This window comes from Pseudomonas putida (assembly GCF_050989985.1).
Classification (GTDB): Bacteria; Pseudomonadota; Gammaproteobacteria; order Pseudomonadales; family Pseudomonadaceae; genus Aquipseudomonas; species Aquipseudomonas putida_AI.
In genome coordinates, this window is the sequence record NZ_CP158815.1 from 4,882,788 (window position 1) to 4,901,656 (window position 18,869).

Genomic DNA, 18,869 nt, shown 5'->3' on the forward strand with positions numbered 1-18,869 from the left:
GGATAGTAAGGAGCAGACCTTTGGGGCGGTGGAGCGTTCGATGATTCGTCAGTGATACCGCATCGACCTCATCGCGAGCAGGCTCGCTCCCACAGTTAATCGTATTCCTCCTGTGGGAGCGAGCCTGCTCGCGAAGGCGATTTCACGGGCGCTACAGCACCAACAGGCAAAAACAAAAATGCCAGGCGCAATGCCTGGCACTTTTTTGTAGCTCATCCGACGCCCAAAGGCGAATCAGAATGGCAGCTTCATGCCTGGAGGCAGTTGCATGCCAGCGGTCATGCTGCCCATTTTTTCCTGGCTGTTGGCTTCGATCTTGCGCACGGCGTCGTTGAAGGCGGCAGCGATAACTGCTTCCAGCATCTCTTTGTCGTCTTCGCTCAGGCCTTCGACCAGGCTCGGGTCGATGCTGATGCTCTTCACGTCGTGACGACCGGTCATCACCAGGGTGACCATATCGCCACCGGCACGGCCGGTGACTTCGGCATTGGCCAGTTCTTCCTGCATCTTGGCCATTTTTTCCTGCATCTGCTGCGCCTGCTTCATCAGGCCGGCCATGCCACCTTTCATCATGGGAATCACCTCAAAAGTACCGGATTTAAAACGGCGCCCGGGGCTTACGGCCGGACGCCTTCAGTTATTAGCCCTGACTGACCAGGGCTTCGACAGGTTCAATAGTATCGTTACGGATCACCGCACCGAACTGCTGCATCATTTGCTGGATGAACGGATCACCGTGGATCGATTCCTCAGCCTCGCGCTGACGGTCTGCACGCCGGCGAGAGGCGGCCTGGGCCGGGGTTTCCTGCTCGGGCTTGATCAGCTCCATGGTCAGCGTCAGGGTTCGCCCGTGATACTGGTTCAGCGCATCGTTCAGGCGACGCTGCTGCGTGGCGTTGAACAGGGCACTGTGGGCCGGGTCCAGGTGCAGCAGCCAATTGTCGCCATCCACGGCGATCAGCGTGCAGTTGGCGGCGATGCTGCCGGTCATGCCGGAAATCGGCAGTTTCGGGAACAGCTCCAGCCATTGCAGCGCCAGGCCGGTGGCCGGCGCGGCGGCGGGTTCCGGTTCGGGTTCCGGCGCAGGCTCGGCGGTATGTTCACTGGCCAGGTCATCGAGGTAGCTGTAGGCCGAATCCATGTCCGGCTCGATGTAATCCTCGTCCAGCGGCGGCTCATCGTCCAGATCCATGCCCGGCGTGGCGGCATCGACCTCGGCCACGGTCGGCTCCGGGATCGGCGCGGCGGCCCATTCCGGTGCGTCCGGAACCACGCTGTCAGGCGTCGGCGCCATCACCGGAGGCAATTCGGGTTGTTCGCTGACGGTCTCCAGCAGTGGCTCCACGGCAGGCTGCTGCATGGACGCAGGTTCGACCGGATCATTCCATGGCAGGTCGATCACTTCTTCGGCCGGAACCGCTTCGACCACAGGCTCCGGCACAACCACTGGCGCAACCGGTTCGGGTTCAGGCGCGGGAGCCGGCTCAGGGGCCGAGACCGCCGCAACCGGAGCAACTGCCGCAGCGACTACCGGCGCAGCAACCGGCGCGGCAGCCACGGATTTGGCGGAATCAACTGTGGCCTGGCTGATCCCCACTGGCTTTAGCGGTTGCCTTGGGGCGTCCGCGGTGTCGGCGGGCCGGAAGGCAAGCATCCGCAGCAACACCATTTCGAAGCCGCCCCGCGGATCCGGCGCCAGAGGCAGGTCGCGGCGGCCGATCAGGCCCATCTGGTAGTAGAACTGTACGTCTTCAGCCGGCAGGGCCTGGGCCAGCGCCAGCACCCGGTCACGATCGCCGTGGCCGTTGTCGACGCCATCAGGCAGAGCCTGGGCAATGGCGACACGGTGCAGCACGTTGAGGATTTCCGAGAGCACGCCATTCCAGTCAGGGCCTTGTTCGGCGAGGTGGCGGACCGCTTCGAGCAAGGCCTTGGCATCGCCCTCGATCAGCGCATGCAGCACGTCATAGACCTGACCGTGATCGAGGGTGCCGAGCATCGCTCGCACATCGGCGGCCAGCACCTTGCCTTCACCAAAGGCTATCGCCTGGTCGGTCAGGCTCATGGCATCGCGCATCGAACCATCGGCGGCGCGACCCAGCAGCCACAGCGCATCGTCTTCGAACGGCACGTTCTCGACGCCCAGCACGTGGGTCAAATGCTCGACCACACGCTCAGGTGTCATGTTTTTCAGGGAGAACTGCAGGCACCGCGAGAGAATCGTTGCAGGAAGTTTCTGCGGGTCGGTGGTGGCCAGGATGAACTTGACGTAGGGTGGCGGTTCTTCGAGGGTCTTGAGCAGCGCATTGAAGGAATGGCTGGAGAGCATGTGCACTTCGTCGATCAGGTAGACCTTGAAGCGCCCACGGCTCGGGGCATATTGCACGTTGTCCAGCAGTTCGCGAGTGTCCTCGACCTTGGTGCGGCTGGCGGCGTCGATTTCGATCAGGTCGACAAAGCGGCCTTCATCGATCTCGCGACACACCGAACACTCGCCACAGGGTGAGGAAGTGATACCTGTTTCACAGTTCAGGCATTTAGCGATGATTCGAGCGATCGTGGTCTTGCCGACCCCACGCGTACCGGTGAACAGGTAGGCGTGGTGCAATCGCTGGCTGTCCAAGGCATTGATCAGAGCCTTGAGCACATGGGTCTGGCCGACCATTTCGCGGAACGAGCGCGGACGCCATTTACGTGCAAGAACCTGATAACTCATCGAAAACCATCGCAGCGAAAGAAGCAGAAGCGGCTAATGCTAGCGGAGCAAGGGCAAAATTGCATCCGGTGTGCTCGTCTATTCTGGCTAAGCTGCTTTTTGGGGGCTTTTGTATAAAAAATCGCGGAGCGTTTATGCGGCTGGCCATGGGGGCATTGCTGTTGATCAGCCTGAACGGCGTTGCTGCCGAGGCGCCATTGCGCTTCGTGGTGCCCGACAGTTGGACGATGCCGATGGTGCAGCTGGAACATGGCCGGCCGACCCAGGGCATCCTGTACGACGTGATGCTCAGCCTCGCGACCCAGGTGGGCGCCCCCGCGGAATTTCACGTTTTGCCTCGCAGCCGGGTACAAAACGCGATGGAACAGGGCGAAGTCGATGTCCGTTGCTACGCCGCACAGTCCTGGCTGCCCAACCAGTCCGGCAACTATCTGTGGAGCATCCCGCTCTGGACCCAGCCCGATCTGCTGGTCAGCCGCCCTTCCCCGCAATCATCCGTGCTGCCTGCGAGCCTGCCGCGACAGACCATCGGCACCGTGCTCGGCTACAGCTATCCGACCCTGCAACCGCTGTTCGACGCCAATCAATTGCAACGGGACGACGCCCGCAATCAGGAACTGGTGTTGGAAAAACTCCTGGCCGGCCGCAATCACTATGCCGTCAGCAATCAATGGACACTGGACTGGTTCAACCAGCGCTTGTTGCCGGACCAGCAACTGCAAGGCGTGGCGGTACTGCAGGTGCAAAATGTCGGCTGCTATGTGCGCAATGACCCCGAAGTGCCTGCGCAACGGATATTGCGCACACTGGTACAGATGAAAATGTCCGGGGAAATCGATGACATCATCAGGCTATATATCGGCGGCAAGCCGTAATTGCCTCAGACCGTCGGGTCCATCGCCCGCCACTGCGGCGGCGCGACAAATCCCGCCACCCAGCCCGGCACTGCCGAAGGTGGCATCGGTTGGGCGATGAAATATCCCTGAGCCACATCGCACCCCAATTGCAGCAACAATTCACCGTGTTCGGCGCTTTCCAGCCCCTCGGCAATCACCTGCCGACCGAATGCCCGGGCCAGGCCGATGACTGCTGTGGTCAGGGCAAGGTCGTCGCGGTCATGCAGGATGTCGCGCACAAAGGACCTATCGATCTTGATGGCTTGGGTCGGCAAGCGCTTGAGGTAGCTCAGGGACGAATATCCCGTGCCGAAATCCCCCAGCGAAAACTGCACCCCCAGCGCCTGACAGGCCCGCAGACAATCGCTGACGTGCTGGATATTTTCGATGGCGACCGCCTCGACGATTTCCAGATCGAGCCGCTGCGGGACAACGTTCGGGTGCCGCGCCAGCAGGTTTTTCAGGCGCTCGACAAAATCCGTCCGCTGAAAATGCCGCGCCGCGATGTTGACGCTCACCGGCCAGCCATGCCCGGCTTGCCGCCACTGATCCAGCTGCGCCAGCACTTGATTCATCACCCAGTCGCCGATTTCGATGATCAGGTCGGTCTCTTCAACCAGCGGCAAAAACTCACGGGCAGGCACCGTGCCATTCTGCGGGTGCTCCCAACGCAACAACGCCTCGAACCCAACGACTTCGCCACTGCGCATGTTGACCTTGGGTTGGAAGTGCAGACACAGCTCGTCGCCGGCCAGCGCCTGACGTACCTGCTCCACGGTCTGGTGAGTAGCCTTGACCTCCTGGTCCCGGGATACATCGAATAGATGAAAGCGCTTGCGACCGCCCTGCTTGGCCACGTACATCGCCTGATCGGCATGGCGCAGCAGGGTTTCGGCATCTTCATTGTCCTGGGGAAACAGCGTGACACCGATGCTGGCGAATACGTTGATGTCCTTGCCCCTGAACGAGTAAGGCAACGAAATCTCTTCCAGCACCCGGTCCAGCGCGCAGCGCAATTCCGGCAAATCGTGCACATGGCGCAGCACCAGCACGAATTCGTCACCGGCCAGGCGCGCCACCACATCCTCGCCGCGCACGATACCGCGCAATCGTTTGGCAACTTCCACCAACAATAGATCGCCGGCAGCATGCCCATAGCCATCGTTGACCGCCTTGAAGCCGTCGAGGTCGAGCATGCACACCGCCAGCGGGGTATTTTCCTGTCGGGAGAACTCCAGCGCCTGGTCCAGCAGGTCAGAGAGGAATGCGCGATTGGGCAACCCGGTCAGCACGTCATGCCCCACGCGCCATTGCAGCGTGTGCAGCAACTCGCGCTTTGCGCTGATATCGAAACGAATCGACAGGTAGCGCTCCACGTGCCCCGTGGCCTTATCGAGAACGGGCACGACGGTGCTTTCTACCCAATACAGGCTGCCATCTTTTGCGCGATTGCAGATTTCGCCCTTCCAGACGTTGCCAGACGCGATGGTGCGCCACATCCCGGCGAAAAACTCCGCCCGATGTACGCCGGAATTGAGCAGACGATGGTTTTGCCCGAGCAGTTCTTCCCGGCTATAGCCAGAGACTGCGCAGAATTGATCATTGACGTGGGTAATCCGGCCGGACGGATCGGTCTCGGAAAAAATGGCGGCGGCATCCACGGCCCTGCGGTACTTCTCATCCATGAGTCAGACTCGCTGTTGCTGGCATTGACGGCGCTTGCCTGTGCGGAATCAGGACATCAAGACTGTCCAATGACTCTCGAAACGCGGCTGAGCGAACGCCATGCTGGCTTGTATTATTTTTCTAACTTCCGGGAACAGGCCGTTAACTACCTGTTTGGGGCGGCGATTCTACGAGATGCGTCATATTTTGCAAGACAAGGCGAAAGTCGCGCCTACCCGCCGATGCCGGTGACTGTCGTTAAGTTCTTGATTCGGAATGGAAATTGAACGCTGAATCGATGTTTCGATCACAAACGGCAAAACACCGCGATGGAAAGGTCCATGGCAGCAAAATTGAAGTCTTCAGGAAAATAACGCGAGAGAGGATTCGCGGAGCGTTAAGGTGGCGACCCCACCAGCCACACCCCGGCACACAATGTTCCCGCTGTGGCTGCTGCCTTCCGGCTCTGACCAGGTTCACGGGTAATCGTTGCGGGGGGACCGATGGGGTCACCATAACGACGCTCACCTGTCGGCGAGCCGCGCCATTGTACCTATCTGAGACGAAGTTACAACCGTTCGTGCGGATTAAAAAAAATGAACTGCTTCAAGGACATGGATCGCTGAAAGGATCGCAGCCTGCGCCAGCTCCGACACAGAACGCATTCTTCTGCAGAAGCTTGAGCAGGCCCCGATCCTTTAGTGGTCAAACCGTGATGCCGTGCTCCTTCAGGAACGCGACGAACGCCTCTTCATCCAGCACCTTCAAGCCCAGCTCATTGGCCTTGGTCAACTTGGAGCCAGCCCCCGGCCCCGCGACCACACAATGGGTCTTGGCGGACACGGAACCGGCCACCTTGGCGCCAAGGCTTTCGAGCTTGTCCTTGGCCGCGTCGCGGCTCATCAACTCGAGGGAGCCGGTCAGCACCCAGGTCTGGCCGGTGAGCGGCAAGCCTTCGACGGCTTTCTTTTCGCTGTGCCAGTGCATGCCGAAATCAGCCAATTGCTTCTCGGCCTCGATCGCCTGAATGCGGTTTTCCTCGATAGCGAAAAACTCGCGTACCGAATTGGCCTGCTTCTCCGGCAACGCCTGGCGCATGTCCAGCCAGTCAGCTTCGATCACCGCTTGCAGCGAGCCGAACTTGTCGGCGAGTTTCTGCGCGCCGCCCGGCCCGACCGAAGGGATGTGCAGTTTGTCGAGCAATCCACCCAGCGTGGTACTGGCGGCAAACTCGGCGCCCAGCTCGCCCTGATCCTGAATCTGCATGCCATGCCGGAGCAGATCGGCGATCACCTGCTGGTTGTGTGCATCCTCAAAGAAACTGTGGATCTCGTGAGCGACCTCCAACCCGACATCCGGCAGGTAGGTCAGCACTTGCGGCAAGGCCTTCTGCACCCGTTCCAGCGAACCCAGGGAACGCGCCAGCACCTTGGCCGTTTCCTCGCCGACATCGGGAATCCCGAGGGCATAGATGAAGCGCGCCAGCCCCGGTTTCTTGCTGTCTTCGATGGCGCCAAGCAGGTTGCGACTCGAAAGCTCGGCAAAGCCTTCCAGATCCACTATCTGCTCGAACGTCAGGGCATACAGGTCGGCCGGCGAACTCACCAGGCCTTCATCCACCAATTGCTCGACACTCTTCTCGCCCAGGCCTTCGATATCCATCGCCCGACGGGAAACGAAGTGAATGATCGCCTGCTTGAGCTGCGCACCGCAGGCCAGTCGGCCGACGCAGCGATACACCGCACCCTCGCTGACCGTCTCGCGCCCTTTGCTGCGCTTGATCAATTGCGTGCGCTCGACATGGGAGCCGCACACCGGGCATTGCTCGGGAATCTGCACTGGCCGGGCATCGTCAGGACGACGCTCGGCGACCACTTGCACCACTTGTGGAATCACGTCGCCCGCGCGGCGAATGATCACCGTGTCGCCGATCATCAGGCCCAGGCGCGCCACTTCATCCATGTTGTGCAAGGTGGCATTGGCCACGGTGACACCCGCGACCTTGACCGGCTTGAGACGCGCCACCGGCGTGACCGCACCGGTGCGCCCGACCTGGAATTCCACATCGAGCAGTTCGGTGAGCTCTTCCATGGCCGGAAACTTATGGGCAATGGCCCAGCGCGGCTCACGGGCGCGGAAACCCAATTCGCGCTGCGAGGCGATGCTGTTGACCTTGAACACCACACCGTCGATTTCATAGGGCAGCGCGTTGCGACGCTCACCGATATCGCGGTAGTAATCCAGGCACTCGTCAATACCGTTCGCCAGTTTCAGCTCGTGGCTGATCGGCATGCCCCACGCCTTGAGCTGTTGCAGATTGCCGATGTGCGTATCGGAGATGTCCGCGGACACCTGGCCGATGCCGTAGCAGCAGAACTCCAATGGCCGGTTGGCGGTGATCTTCGAATCCAGTTGCCGCAAGCTGCCCGCCGCGGCGTTGCGCGGGTTGGCGAACGTCTTGCCGCCGACTTCCAGTTGCGTGGCGTTGAGCCGCTCGAACCCGGCCTTGGACATGAACACTTCGCCACGTACTTCCAGGGTCGCCGGCCAGCCGGTGCCGTGCAACTTGAGCGGGATGTTGCGCACCGTGCGTACGTTGACGCTGATGTCCTCGCCGGTGGTGCCGTCGCCGCGCGTCGCCCCGCGCACCAGCAAGCCATCCTGATACAGCAGGCTGACTGCCAGGCCATCGAGCTTGGGTTCGCAGCTGTATTGCACCGCCGCACCGCCACCGAACAGATCGCCAGCCGGCAGATCCAGACCCTCGGTGACCCGGCGATCGAACTCGCGCATGTCGGTTTCTTCGAAGGCGTTGCCGAGGCTGAGCATCGGCACTTCGTGGCGGACCTGGGTGAATGCCGACAACGCCGCGCTGCCCACTCGCTGGGTCGGTGAGTCGCTGGTGATCAGGTCCGGATGCTCGGCTTCGAGGGCCTTGAGTTCCTTGAACAACCGATCGTACTCGGCGTCCGGAATGCTCGGCTCGTCCAGCACGTGATAGCGGTAGTTGTGCAGATCCAGCTCGGCACGCAGCTCTTGAATGCGGTCTTTGGCGGCAGTCATGGGTGTTCTCTCATAAAGCAAAAGAGCAGCCGAGGCTGCTCAATCTCATCAAGATCAAGAGATCGCAGCCTCGTTTCACTCGACAGCTCCTACAGGTATTGCGATTTACTGTAGGAGCTGTCGAGTGAAACGAGGCTGCGATCTGTTGCTTTTATCGTTTCTGGGTCAGGGCGCGACGCTCGAATTCGACGATGCGCTGACGGTAGTGTTCGATGGTCTGGGCGGTCAGTACGCTGCGCTGATCGTCTTTCAGTTCGCCGTTCAGCTCCTGGGACAGCTTGCGTGCCGCAGCCACCATCACGTCGAAAGCCTGTTTCGGATGACGCGGACCTGGCAGACCGAGGAAGAAGCTCACCGCCGGTGTGCTGAAGTGGTCGATATCGTCCAGGTCGAATACGCCAGGCTTGACCGCGTTGGCCATCGAGAACAGGACTTCGCCGTTACCCGCCATGCTTTCGTGACGGTGGAAGATGTCCATCTCGCCAAAACGCAGGCCGCTTTCCAGAATGTTCTGCAACAGCGCCGGGCCCTTGAAGCCGGCAGCGTCGCGGCAGATCACGCTGATCACCAGCACTTCTTCAGCCTGTGGCTGTTCCTTGTCGCTGGCCGATGCCTGGGTCTTGGTGTCTTCAACAAAATCGTCGTCGCGGCTGCTGAAGCTCGGGCCGCCATCCAGATCCAGGCTCAGGTTCATATCGCCCTGGGCCGGCTCGCTGCCACGCTTGCCGCGCTTGGAACCCGACTCACGGGGTTCGCGGGCCGGCATGCTCACCGACGGCAGATCATGCTCGTCCAGTTGCGGTTCCTTATGGTTGTCCAGTACGCGGGACGGGCCCAACAGCTCGGCGCTGGTGTCCTCGTCCGGCAGGTTGGACAGGCTCCGGTCAAGACGGAATTTGAGTTTTCCCTTGCCGCCGCGCATACGGCGCCAGCCATCGAAAAGAATACCGGCAATGACAATGATGCCGATGACGATCAGCCACTCGCGCAGACCGATTTCCATGTAATCCCGTGCCTCTATAAAAAATGCTGAAAAATAAGGGGTTTACAATCTGCAAACCGCTTTAAAACGTGGCGCCAACTCTATGTTCTGACAGGCGTTTTGCCCACGTATACGAAAAATTGACATTAAACTAGCACGACCAAAGGCAACTTTACACCGTCTGTCACTGTGGCTACTGCGAATATGTCGATTGGCCAGCAAGTCCGGACAACCAAACAACCTGTAGTCCCTCTCTTACAGAGGTTCGTCAGGCATCCACCATTGCCATCGCCTCCTCGACATCCACCGCCACCAGACGCGAACAGCCCGGCTCGTGCATCGTCACCCCCATCAGTTGATCGGCCATTTCCATGGCGATCTTGTTGTGGGTGATATAGATGAACTGCACCGTCTGCGACATCTCCTTGACCAGTCGTGCGTAGCGTCCCACGTTAGCGTCATCCAGTGGCGCGTCAACCTCGTCGAGCATGCAGAACGGCGCCGGATTCAACTTGAAGATCGCAAAAACCAGGGCCAGTGCAGTCAGGGCCTTTTCGCCACCGGAGAGCAAATGGATGGTGCTGTTCTTCTTTCCTGGCGGCCGCGCCATGATCGTCACCCCTGTATCGAGTAGATCTTCGCCCGTCAGTTCCAAATACGCGCTGCCACCACCGAAAACTTTTGGAAAAAGCGCCTGTAAACCGCCATTGATCTGATCAAAGGTATCCTTGAAGCGGTTGCGCGTTTCCTTGTCGATCTTGCGAATCACGTTCTCCAGGGTCTCGAGCGCTTCCACCAGATCGGCGTCCTGGGCATCCAGATAACGTTTACGCTCGGATTGTTGCTGGTATTCGTCGATGGCCGCGAGGTTGATCGCACCGAGGCGCGCAATACGCGCGGCGATGCGTTCGAGTTCTTCCTCGGCGGCTTTTTCACTCGCCTCGGCGGTCAGCGTGGCGAGCACGCCATGAAGGTCATAGCCGTCTTCGAGCAATTGATCCTGCAAGGCCTTGCGCCGTACGGTCAGGGCTTGCCAGTCCATGCGCTGCTGTTCCAGCTGGCTGCGGATCAGCTGGGATTGCTGCTCGGCCTGACTGCGGCGTTTCTCGGCGTCGCGCAGTTCGCGGTCGGCGTCCTCCATGGCGATCTGTGCGGTCTTGAGTTCTTCGTCGACCGTCATGCGCTTGTCGAGCAACTCTTCGAGTTTCAGGCGCAGCTCCTCCAGCGGTGCCTCGCCCTCCTCCAGATTCAGACTCAACTGCTCGCGCTTTTCGGTCAGGCGCTCGGACTGCATTTCCAGGCGTTCCAGCGCCTGGCGGGTCGAATCATGCTGCGCCTTGAGCGAACCCAAACGCACCGCCAGTTGATGGGCGTGATCCTTGTGCTGGCGCGCTTCCTGGCGCACCCGATCCAGACGCTCGCGCAAGCTGTCGCGCTGGGCCAGCAGCAATTCGCGCTGCTCGGTGTCCAGCGCCATGCTGTCCAAAGCTTCCTGCAAGTGAATGCGCGCCTCGCCGATCTGTTCGTGCTCCAGTTCGCGTTGTTCGCCCAACTCGGCAATCTCTTCATCGAGGCGAGTGCGGCGCAAGGTCAATTGCTCGGCCTTGGCTTTGCCGGCCGACAACTGGGCTTTCAATTCACCTTGCTGACGGGCTTCGTCCTGCAGCAGTCGGCGCAGGTGCTCACGACCATTTTCCTGCTGACGCTGTTGCGCCCGAAGGTTCTGCAGCTGGGTTTCCAGGGTTTCGACGGCAACCTCGCGCTCTTCGCGCTCAAGGCTCAGCTGCTGGATTTCCTGGCCACGGGCCAATACGCCGCTTTCCGCCTCGCTGGCCCGGCGCACCCGCAGGAAATGCCGGCCAACCCAGTAGCCATCGCGGCTGATCAGGCTTTGCCCGGCGGCCAACTGACCGCGCAGTGCCAGAGCCTGCTCAAGGCTTTCTACCGGTTTGACCTGACCCAGCCACGGCGAAAGATCAATCTGCGCCTCAACCTTGTCCAGCAAGCTGCCCGGCATGCGAACGCCATCGCTGGAAGGGCTGAGCAAACGCAGATCGCCCTGGGTGAAACCGGACAAATCGAAATCGTTGAAATCGTCCACCAGCACCGCTTGCAGGTCGGCGCCGAGCACGGTTTCCACCGCCAGCTCCCAACCCGCCTCGACTTTCAGGCCTTCGGCCAGGCGCGGGCGGTCCGCCAGATGTTGCTCGCGCAGCCATTCGGCGGTGCCGGTGCCGGGGTCGAGCGCGGCTTGTTGCAAGGCTTCCAGCGAAGCGAGGCGACCATTGAGTCGTTGCAGATCACCCTGGGCCTGCTGCTGCGCAGTCAGCGCCTGCTGCAATTGCTGGCGCAGTTGCTCAAGCTTTTCGACCTGGGCTTCTTCACTGGTCTGCAAATCCTCAAGGGTCGCCTCGGATTCAGCGAGCTGCTCGCTGAGTTCCATGATCGCCGCGTCTTCCGGGTTCGCCGCAAGCAGGTCGCGCTCTTCGCCGAGTCGCTTCTGGCGGTCGGCCAGACGCTCCAGGCTGGTTTCCAGCTGCTGGATGCGCGACTGCTGAACTTCGGCCTGACGCCGCGGTTCGGCGGCGGTCTGGTTGAACGCATCCCACTGTTCCTGCCAGCCGTGCATGGTGGTTTCGGATTCTTCCAGCGCAGCAGCGGCCTCTTCGGCGGCGGCGCTGGTGACTTCCTGCTCGGGGGTGAGCATGTCCAGCTCTTCACCGAGGGTCAGCAGCAAGGTGCGGTCATGGCCCAGGTGCGATTCGGTTTCCAGGCGCGCGCGCTCGGCTTCCTTCAAATCGTCCTGCAGCTGTCTCAGGCGTTGCTGGCCATGCTGGATGCTCTGCTCGACCCGGGCGATATCGCCACCGACCGAATAGAAGCGTCCCTGCACCAGATTGAAGCGCTCGGAGAGATCATGGTGCCCGTCGCGCAGGCGTTCGATGCTGGCATCGGCGTTGCGCTGCTCGGCCACCAGGGCTTCGAAACTGATTTCCTGGGTGCCAATGATCGCCTCGCGCTGGCCGACCTGGTCATTCAGATCCTGCCAGCGCAGGGCCGACAGTTGCGCCTTGAGCTGACGTTCCTCGCCTTTGTATTCCTGATACTTCTTGGCTGCCTCGGCCTGGCGGTGCAAGCGTTCGAGCTGGCGTTCGAGCTCCTCACGCAGGTCGGTCAGGCGGGCGAGGTTTTCGTGGGTGCGGCGGATGCGGTTTTCGGTCTCGCGCCGGCGCTCCTTGTATTTGGAGATCCCCGCCGCTTCCTCGATGAAATTGCGCAGGTCTTCCGGCTTGGCCTCGATCAGCTTGGAGATCATCCCCTGCTCGATGATCGAATAGCTGCGCGGGCCCAGGCCGGTGCCGAGGAAAATGTCGGTGATGTCACGACGACGGCATTTGGCGCCGTTGAGGAAGTAACTGTTCTGGCTGTCGCGGGTCACTTTGCGGCGAATCGAGATCTCCGCGTAGGCGGCGTACTCGCCGATCAGCGTGCCGTCGGAGTTATCGAACACCAGCTCGATGCTCGCCTGGCTCACCGGCTTGCGGCTGGTGGAGCCGTTGAAGATGACGTCCGTCATCGACTCGCCGCGCAGGTTCTTGGCCGAGCTTTCGCCCATTACCCAACGCACGGCGTCGATGATGTTCGACTTGCCGCAACCATTGGGCCCGACCACCGCCGCCATGTTACTGGGGAAGTTCACCGTGGTCGGATCGACGAAGGATTTGAACCCCGCCAGCTTGATGCACTTGAGCCGCACGCTCAGGCGTCCGTCAGGGCGGAGATCACCAGATCGCAACTGCGCTGGCCGTAGGCCGTCAGCACTTCGCGAATCTGTGGAAAGTCACGGGCGATGACGGCGGCCAGCAGGCGTTCGAACAGCTCCAGGTACTCGCTCATCGAGGCTTTGCGCTGGTCCAGGGCCAGGAAGTAGGCACGGCTCATGGCCGGCTGCAGGTTTTCTACGGTTTCCTGCAGATAGGGATTGTCGGCGAACGGATACGTGGCGCGCATCACGTTGAAACTGTCGTCGACGAAGGTGTGAATGTCCTGACGCTCGTAGCTGGCGGTCAGGCGCTGCTGAATTTGCACGAATGGCGCAAGGTCAGCCTGGACTTTCCAGCCGGTGGCCACGGCGTTGGCCAGCAGGATGTACATCTCGCTCATCAGCGTGCACAGGCTCTTGACCTTGTGCGCGGTCAGTTCAGTCACGTGGGCGCCACGGCGCGGCAGGATCGCGATCAGGTGGCGACGTTCGAGAATCAGCAATGCCTCGCGGACAGAACCACGGCTGACGTCGAGCGCCTGCGTGACCTTCAGTTCCTGAATACGCTCCCCCGGCTTCATTTCACCGCGAATGATGCGTTCGGCGAGGTGGTGAGCGATTTGCTCGGCGAGGCTGTCCGGCGCCTTGAACGTCATGGTTGTCCTTCAAACTCTTCGATCTGCACAAGCGGCGCAGTGTAGCGCAATTGATACGTCATGGCGGAGTGCCCAACCGGCGGAATTTGGCACGATTCAAGCAAAAAGCAGCCTATCCCGCGAGGGTCAATACTGTAGGAACGAGGGGTTGATCGACGAAATGCACTTTCCTGACCTTTAAGTCAGAAAAACATTGACCGAAAAGTCAGACCTGCTAAATTCGGTCACATCGGTTAACAACAATAATGAGTCTGCGAGGCCATCCGTGATCCAGTTTTTACTCAACCAGGAACTCCGTAGCGAGCACGCCCTGGACCCGAACCTGACCGTGCTCAACTATCTGCGCGACCATGTGGGCAAACCCGGCACCAAAGAAGGCTGCGCCAGCGGTGACTGTGGCGCGTGCACCGTGGTGGTCGGCGAGTTGCAGACGGATGACACCGGCCGCGAACACATGCGCTATCGCAGCCTCAATTCCTGCCTGACGTTCGTTTCGTCGCTGCACGGCAAACAACTGATCAGCGTTGAAGACCTCAAGCACAAAGGCGAACTGCACAGCGTGCAGAAAGCCATGGTCGAGTGCCACGGCTCGCAGTGCGGTTTCTGCACCCCCGGTTTCGTGATGTCGCTGTTTGCCCTGCAAAAGAACAGCGATCAGCCGGATCATCACAAGGCCCACGAAGCCCTGGCCGGCAACCTCTGCCGCTGCACCGGCTACCGGCCGATCCTGGAAGCGGCCGAGCAATCCTGCTGTGGCAAGCAGCCAGACCAGTTCGACGCCCGTGAAGCCGAAACCATCGCCCGCCTCAAAGCCATCGCACCGACTGACATCGGCGAACTCAACAGCGGCGATAAGCGCTGCCTGGTGCCACTGACCGTCGCCGATCTGGCGGATCTCTACGATGCTTATCCACAGGCCCGCCTGCTGGCCGGCGGCACCGACCTGGCACTGGAAGTGACGCAGTTCCACCGCACCCTGCCGGTGATGATCTACGTCGGCAACGTCGCCGAGATGAAAAAGATCGAACGCTTCGACGACCGCCTGGAAATCGGCGCCGCGACCGCCCTCTCCGATTGCTACGACGCCCTGAAGGCCGAATACCCGGACTTCGGCGAACTGCTGCAACGCTTCGCCTCCCTGCAGATCCGCAACCAGGGCACCCTGGGCGGCAACATCGGCAACGCCTCGCCGATCGGTGACTCGCCTCCCCTGCTGATCGCATTGGGCGCCCAGATCGTGCTGTGCAAGGGAGAAACCCGCCGCACCATGGCTCTTGAGGATTACTTCATCGACTACCGCGTCACCGCGCGTCAGGAAAGCGAGTTCATCGAGAAGATCATCGTGCCGCGCGCCAGCGGCGAGCAGCTGTTCCGCGCCTACAAGGTCTCCAAGCGCCTGGACGATGACATCTCGGCGGTTTGCGCGGCCTTCAATATCCGCCTGGAAAACGGCGTGATCGCCGATGCCCGCGTGGCGTTCGGCGGCATGGCGGCCATCCCGAAACGTGCCAACAGTTGCGAAACCGCGTTGATCGGTGCGCCCTTCAACAGCGCCACCCTGGAACGCGCCTGCGCCGCTCTGGCCGAAGACTTCACACCGCTCTCGGACTTCCGCGCCAGCAAGGAATATCGCCTGCTCAGCGCGCAGAACCTGCTGCGCAAATACTTCATCGAACTGCAAACACCGCACATCGAGACCCGGGTGACCGCTTATGTCTAATCATCACGCCGTAGAGAAGACCCAGGCCGAACTGGCTGAACTGTTCGCCAAGGACCTGACCACCGGTGTCGGCCGCAGCGTCAAGCACGACAGCGCCGCCAAGCATGTGTCCGGTGAAGCGCAGTACATCGACGACCGCCTGGAATTCCCCAATCAGCTGCACGTGTACGCACGGCTGTCGGACCGCGCCCACGCGAAAGTCCTCAGCATCGACACCTCGCCTTGCTACGCCTTCGAAGGTGTGCGCATCGCCATTACCCACGAAGACGTGCCGGGCCTGAAAGACATCGGCCCGCTGATGCCCGGTGACCCCTTGCTGGCCATCGACACGGTGCAGTTCGTCGGTCAGGTGGTGCTGGCCGTGGCCGCCCGTGACCTGGAGACCGCACGCAAGGCCGCCATGGCCGCCGTGATCGAATACGAAGACCTGGAACCGGTGCTGGACGTGGTCGAGGCCTTTCGCAAAAAGCATTTCGTACTGGACAGCCATACCCATGAACGCGGTGATTCGACAGGTGCGCTGGCGACCGCGAAAAATCGCATCCAGGGCACCTTGCACATTGGCGGCCAGGAGCACTTTTATCTGGAAACCCAGATCTCTTCGGTAATGCCTACTGAAGACGGCGGCATGATCGTTTACTGCTCCACGCAAAACCCCACCGAAGTGCAGAAGCTGGTGGCCGAAGTGCTGGACGTGTCGATGAACAAGATCGTCGTCGACATGCGTCGCATGGGCGGCGGTTTCGGTGGCAAGGAAACCCAGGCGGCGAGCCCGGCCTGCCTGTGCGCGGTGATCGCGCACCTGACCGGCCAGCCGACCAAGATGCGTCTGCCACGGGTCGAAGACATGCTGATGACCGGCAAGCGCCATCCCTTCTATGTCGAATATGACGTGGGCTTTGACGACAGCGGGCGCCTGCACGGCATCCAGCTGGAACTGGCGGGCAACTGCGGCTGCTCGCCGGACCTGTCGAACTCGATCGTCGACCGGGCGATGTTCCACTCGGACAACTCCTATTACCTGGGCGATGCGACCATCAACGGTCACCGCTGCAAGACCAACACCGCCTCGAACACCGCCTACCGTGGCTTCGGCGGCCCGCAAGGCATGGTCGCCATCGAAGAAGTGATGGATGCCATCGCCCGGCATCTGGGGCTCGACCCGCTGGCTGTGCGCAAGGCCAACTACTACGGCAAGACCGAGCGCAACGTCACCCACTACTACCAGACCGTCGAGCACAACATGCTCGAGGAAATGACCGCGGAGCTTGAAGAAAGCAGCCAGTACGCCGAGCGCCGCGAAGCGATCCGTCGCTACAACGCCAACAGCCCGATCCTGAAAAAAGGCCTGGCGCTGACCCCGGTGAAATTCGGTATTTCCTTCACTGCCAGCTTCCTCAACCAGGCCGGCGCGCTGGTGCACGTCTACACCGATGGCAGCATCCATTTGAACCACGGCGGCACCGAAATGGGCCAGGGCCTGAACACCAAGGTTGCGCAGGTGGTGGCCGAAGTGTTCCAGGTGGAAATGGACCGCGTGCAGATCACCGCGACCAACACCGACAAGGTGCCGAACACCTCGCCGACCGCAGCGTCCAGTGGCGCCGACCTGAACGGCAAGGCCGCCCAGAACGCCGCCGAAACCATCAAGAAACGCCTGGTGGAATTCGCCGCGCGGCAATACAAGGTCAGTGAAGAAGATGTGGTGTTCCACAACGGCCACGTCCGCGTGCGCGATCACATCCTGACCTTCGAAGCCCTGATCCAGCAGGCCTATTTCGCCCAGGTCTCGCTATCGAGCACCGGCTTCTACAAGACCCCGAAAATCTACTACGACCGCAACCAGGCCCGTGGTCGTCCGTTCTACTACTTCGCCTTCGGCGCGGCGTGCTGCGAAGTGCTGGTCGACACCCTGACCGGCGAATACAAGATGCTGCGCACCGACATCCTCCACGACGTCGGCGCCTCGCTGAACCCGGCCATCGACATCGGCCAGGTCGAGGGCGGTTTCATCCAGGGCATGGGCTGGCTGACCATGGAAGAACTGGTGTGGAACAACAAGGGCAAGCTGATGACCAACGGCCCGGCCAGCTACAAGATCCCGGCCGTGGCGGACATGCCGCTGGACCTGCGGGTGAAGCTGGTGGAAAACCGCAAGAACCCCGAAGACACGGTGTTCCATTCCAAGGCCGTGGGCGAGCCGCCGTTCATGCTCGGCATCGCCGCGTGGTGCGCGATCAAGGATGCCGTGGCCAGCCTGGGCGATTACCGGCATCAACCGAAGATCGACGCGCCGGCGACCCCGGAGCGGGTGTTGTGGGGCTGTGAGCAGATGCGCCGGTTGAAAGCGGTGAAAGCCGTTGAAACCGAAACCGAGTTGGCTCCGCTCTAAGACCGAGACGCGCCCATCGCTGGCAAGCCAGCTCCCACAGGATCTGAGTTGAATCCAAATTCTGTGGACACCACAAAACACTGTGGGAGCTGGCTTGCCAGCGATGAGGCCCGAACAGACAACAGCGATGTTGAGGTGAGACATGTACAACTGGATCGACGCCCTCGCCGACCTGCAAAACCGGGGTGAACCCTGCGTCCTGGTGACCATCATCGAAGAGCTCGGCTCGACGCCGCGCAATGCCGGTTCGAAGATGGTCATCAGCGCCCACCAGACCTTCGACACCATCGGTGGCGGGCATCTGGAATACAAAGCCATGCAGATCGCCCGCGAGATGCTCGCCAGCGGCAAGCAGGACACCCATCTGGAGCGCTTCAGCCTCGGCGCCAGCCTGGGCCAGTGCTGCGGTGGCGCGACGGTTTTGCTGTTCGAACCCATGGGCCAGGTCCAGGCACAGATCGCCGTGTTCGGCGCCGGTCATGTCGGCCGTGCACTGGTACCGCTGCTGGCCAGCCTGCCCTGCCGGGTGCGCTGGATCGACTCGCGCGAGGATGAGTTCCCCGAACAGATCCCCCACGGCGTACGCAAGATCGTCAGCGAAGAACCGGTGGACGAAATCGATGACCTGCCCGCCGGCAGCTACTGCATCGTCATGACCCACAACCACCAGCTCGACCTCGAACTCACCGCCGCGATCCTCAAGCGCAACGACTTCGCCTACTTCGGCCTGATCGGTTCGAAGACCAAGCGGGTGAAGTTCGAACACCGCCTGCGCGACCGCGGTTTCGACAGCGGCGTGGTGCAACGCATGCGCTGCCCGATGGGCATCGGCGAAGTCAAAGGCAAGTTGCCTGTGGAAATCGCCATCTCCATCGCCGGCGAGATCATCGCCACCTACAACGCCAACTTCGGCCAGCAAACCGCCAGCGCCGAACCGATTGCCAAGTTGCTGCCAGTTTCACGCCGCAGCCAGGCCACGAATTTGAAAGCTTCGAACTGATAAGCCTCATAAATAG

General features: G+C 61.1%; 11 protein-coding genes and 1 other RNA gene. 4 read left to right on the forward strand and 8 right to left on the reverse strand.

The genetic code is table 11. The features are described 5' to 3' along the window. Positions 1-234 precede the first annotated feature (234 nt). Positions 235-573 (reverse strand): YbaB/EbfC family nucleoid-associated protein, encoded by a 339-nt coding sequence (locus ABTV29_RS22385; RefSeq protein ID WP_175377957.1) that lies wholly within the window; start codon positions 571-573, stop codon positions 235-237. A gap of 67 nt (positions 574-640) precedes the next feature. Next, positions 641-2,716, reverse strand: a complete 2,076-nt coding sequence (gene dnaX, locus ABTV29_RS22390) for a DNA polymerase III subunit gamma/tau (protein ID WP_433766834.1) — start codon at positions 2,714-2,716, stop codon at positions 641-643. Positions 2,717-2,850: 134 nt separating this feature from the next. Here dnaX and ABTV29_RS22395 point away from each other — a divergent pair, with 134 nt between their 5' ends. After that, on the forward strand, positions 2,851-3,591 hold the full coding sequence (locus ABTV29_RS22395) for a substrate-binding periplasmic protein (protein ID WP_433766835.1): 741 nt from the start codon (positions 2,851-2,853) through the stop codon (positions 3,589-3,591). A gap of 5 nt (positions 3,592-3,596) precedes the next feature. Here ABTV29_RS22395 and ABTV29_RS22400 read toward each other — a convergent pair whose 3' ends face one another. The 6 genes from ABTV29_RS22400 to ABTV29_RS22425 all read right to left on the reverse strand — a co-directional run bounded on the left by ABTV29_RS22400 (position 3,597) and on the right by ABTV29_RS22425 (position 13,741). After that, positions 3,597-5,297 carry a putative bifunctional diguanylate cyclase/phosphodiesterase gene (locus ABTV29_RS22400; protein WP_433766836.1) on the reverse strand — a complete coding sequence of 567 codons (1,701 nt, stop codon included), beginning with the start codon at positions 5,295-5,297 and terminating at the stop codon, positions 3,597-3,599. Between the two features lie 389 nt (positions 5,298-5,686). After that, positions 5,687-5,783, reverse strand: an RNA gene (ffs, locus tag ABTV29_RS22405) — signal recognition particle sRNA small type. 199 nt (positions 5,784-5,982) lie between these two features. Next, positions 5,983-8,340 carry an NAD-dependent DNA ligase LigA gene (gene ligA, locus ABTV29_RS22410; protein ID WP_433766837.1) on the reverse strand — a complete coding sequence of 786 codons (2,358 nt, stop codon included), beginning with the start codon at positions 8,338-8,340 and terminating at the stop codon, positions 5,983-5,985. Positions 8,341-8,491: 151 nt separating this feature from the next. Continuing rightward, entirely contained in the window at positions 8,492-9,343 is an 852-nt protein-coding gene (zipA, locus tag ABTV29_RS22415) for a cell division protein ZipA (RefSeq protein WP_433766838.1), read from the reverse strand. Between the two features lie 247 nt (positions 9,344-9,590). Then, the gene (gene smc, locus ABTV29_RS22420; protein ID WP_433766839.1) at positions 9,591-13,079 is read right to left on the reverse strand and encodes a chromosome segregation protein SMC; all 3,489 of its coding nucleotides are present in this window, start codon (positions 13,077-13,079) and stop codon (positions 9,591-9,593) included. Positions 13,080-13,081: 2 nt separating this feature from the next. Further along, positions 13,082-13,741, reverse strand: coding sequence for a GntR family transcriptional regulator (locus ABTV29_RS22425; RefSeq protein WP_433766840.1), 660 nt, complete (start codon positions 13,739-13,741; stop codon positions 13,082-13,084). A 265-nt stretch (positions 13,742-14,006) separates the two neighbouring features. On the opposite strand from ABTV29_RS22425, the gene xdhA reads away from it, so the two are divergent. From xdhA to xdhC, 3 genes are all read left to right on the forward strand, one after another. Then, positions 14,007-15,461, forward strand: coding sequence for a xanthine dehydrogenase small subunit (gene xdhA / locus ABTV29_RS22430; RefSeq protein ID WP_433766841.1), 1,455 nt, complete (start codon positions 14,007-14,009; stop codon positions 15,459-15,461). Continuing rightward, the gene (gene xdhB, locus ABTV29_RS22435) at positions 15,454-17,853 is read left to right on the forward strand and encodes a xanthine dehydrogenase molybdopterin binding subunit (protein ID WP_433766842.1); all 2,400 of its coding nucleotides are present in this window, start codon (positions 15,454-15,456) and stop codon (positions 17,851-17,853) included. The genes xdhA and xdhB overlap by 8 nt, the downstream gene beginning before the upstream one ends. A gap of 142 nt (positions 17,854-17,995) precedes the next feature. After that, positions 17,996-18,853, forward strand: coding sequence for a xanthine dehydrogenase accessory protein XdhC (gene xdhC, locus ABTV29_RS22440; RefSeq protein WP_433766843.1), 858 nt, complete (start codon positions 17,996-17,998; stop codon positions 18,851-18,853). Positions 18,854-18,869: the final 16 nt, after the last annotated feature.

What these genes read in the sequence shown, in the direction of transcription:
- ABTV29_RS22385 (WP_175377957.1), bottom strand. Translation starts at nt 573, where the DNA reads ATGATGAAAGGTGGCATGGCCGGCCTGATGAAGCAGGCGCAGCAGATG.
- dnaX (WP_433766834.1), bottom strand. Translation starts at nt 2,716, where the DNA reads ATGAGTTATCAGGTTCTTGCACGTAAATGGCGTCCGCGCTCGTTCCGC.
- ABTV29_RS22395 (WP_433766835.1), top strand. Translation starts at nt 2,851, where the DNA reads ATGCGGCTGGCCATGGGGGCATTGCTGTTGATCAGCCTGAACGGCGTT.
- ABTV29_RS22400 (WP_433766836.1), bottom strand. Translation starts at nt 5,297, where the DNA reads ATGGATGAGAAGTACCGCAGGGCCGTGGATGCCGCCGCCATTTTTTCC.
- ligA (WP_433766837.1), bottom strand. Translation starts at nt 8,340, where the DNA reads ATGACTGCCGCCAAAGACCGCATTCAAGAGCTGCGTGCCGAGCTGGAT.
- zipA (WP_433766838.1), bottom strand. Translation starts at nt 9,343, where the DNA reads ATGGAAATCGGTCTGCGCGAGTGGCTGATCGTCATCGGCATCATTGTC.
- ABTV29_RS22425 (WP_433766840.1), bottom strand. Translation starts at nt 13,741, where the DNA reads ATGACGTTCAAGGCGCCGGACAGCCTCGCCGAGCAAATCGCTCACCAC.
- xdhB (WP_433766842.1), top strand. Translation starts at nt 15,454, where the DNA reads ATGTCTAATCATCACGCCGTAGAGAAGACCCAGGCCGAACTGGCTGAA.
- xdhC (WP_433766843.1), top strand. Translation starts at nt 17,996, where the DNA reads ATGTACAACTGGATCGACGCCCTCGCCGACCTGCAAAACCGGGGTGAA.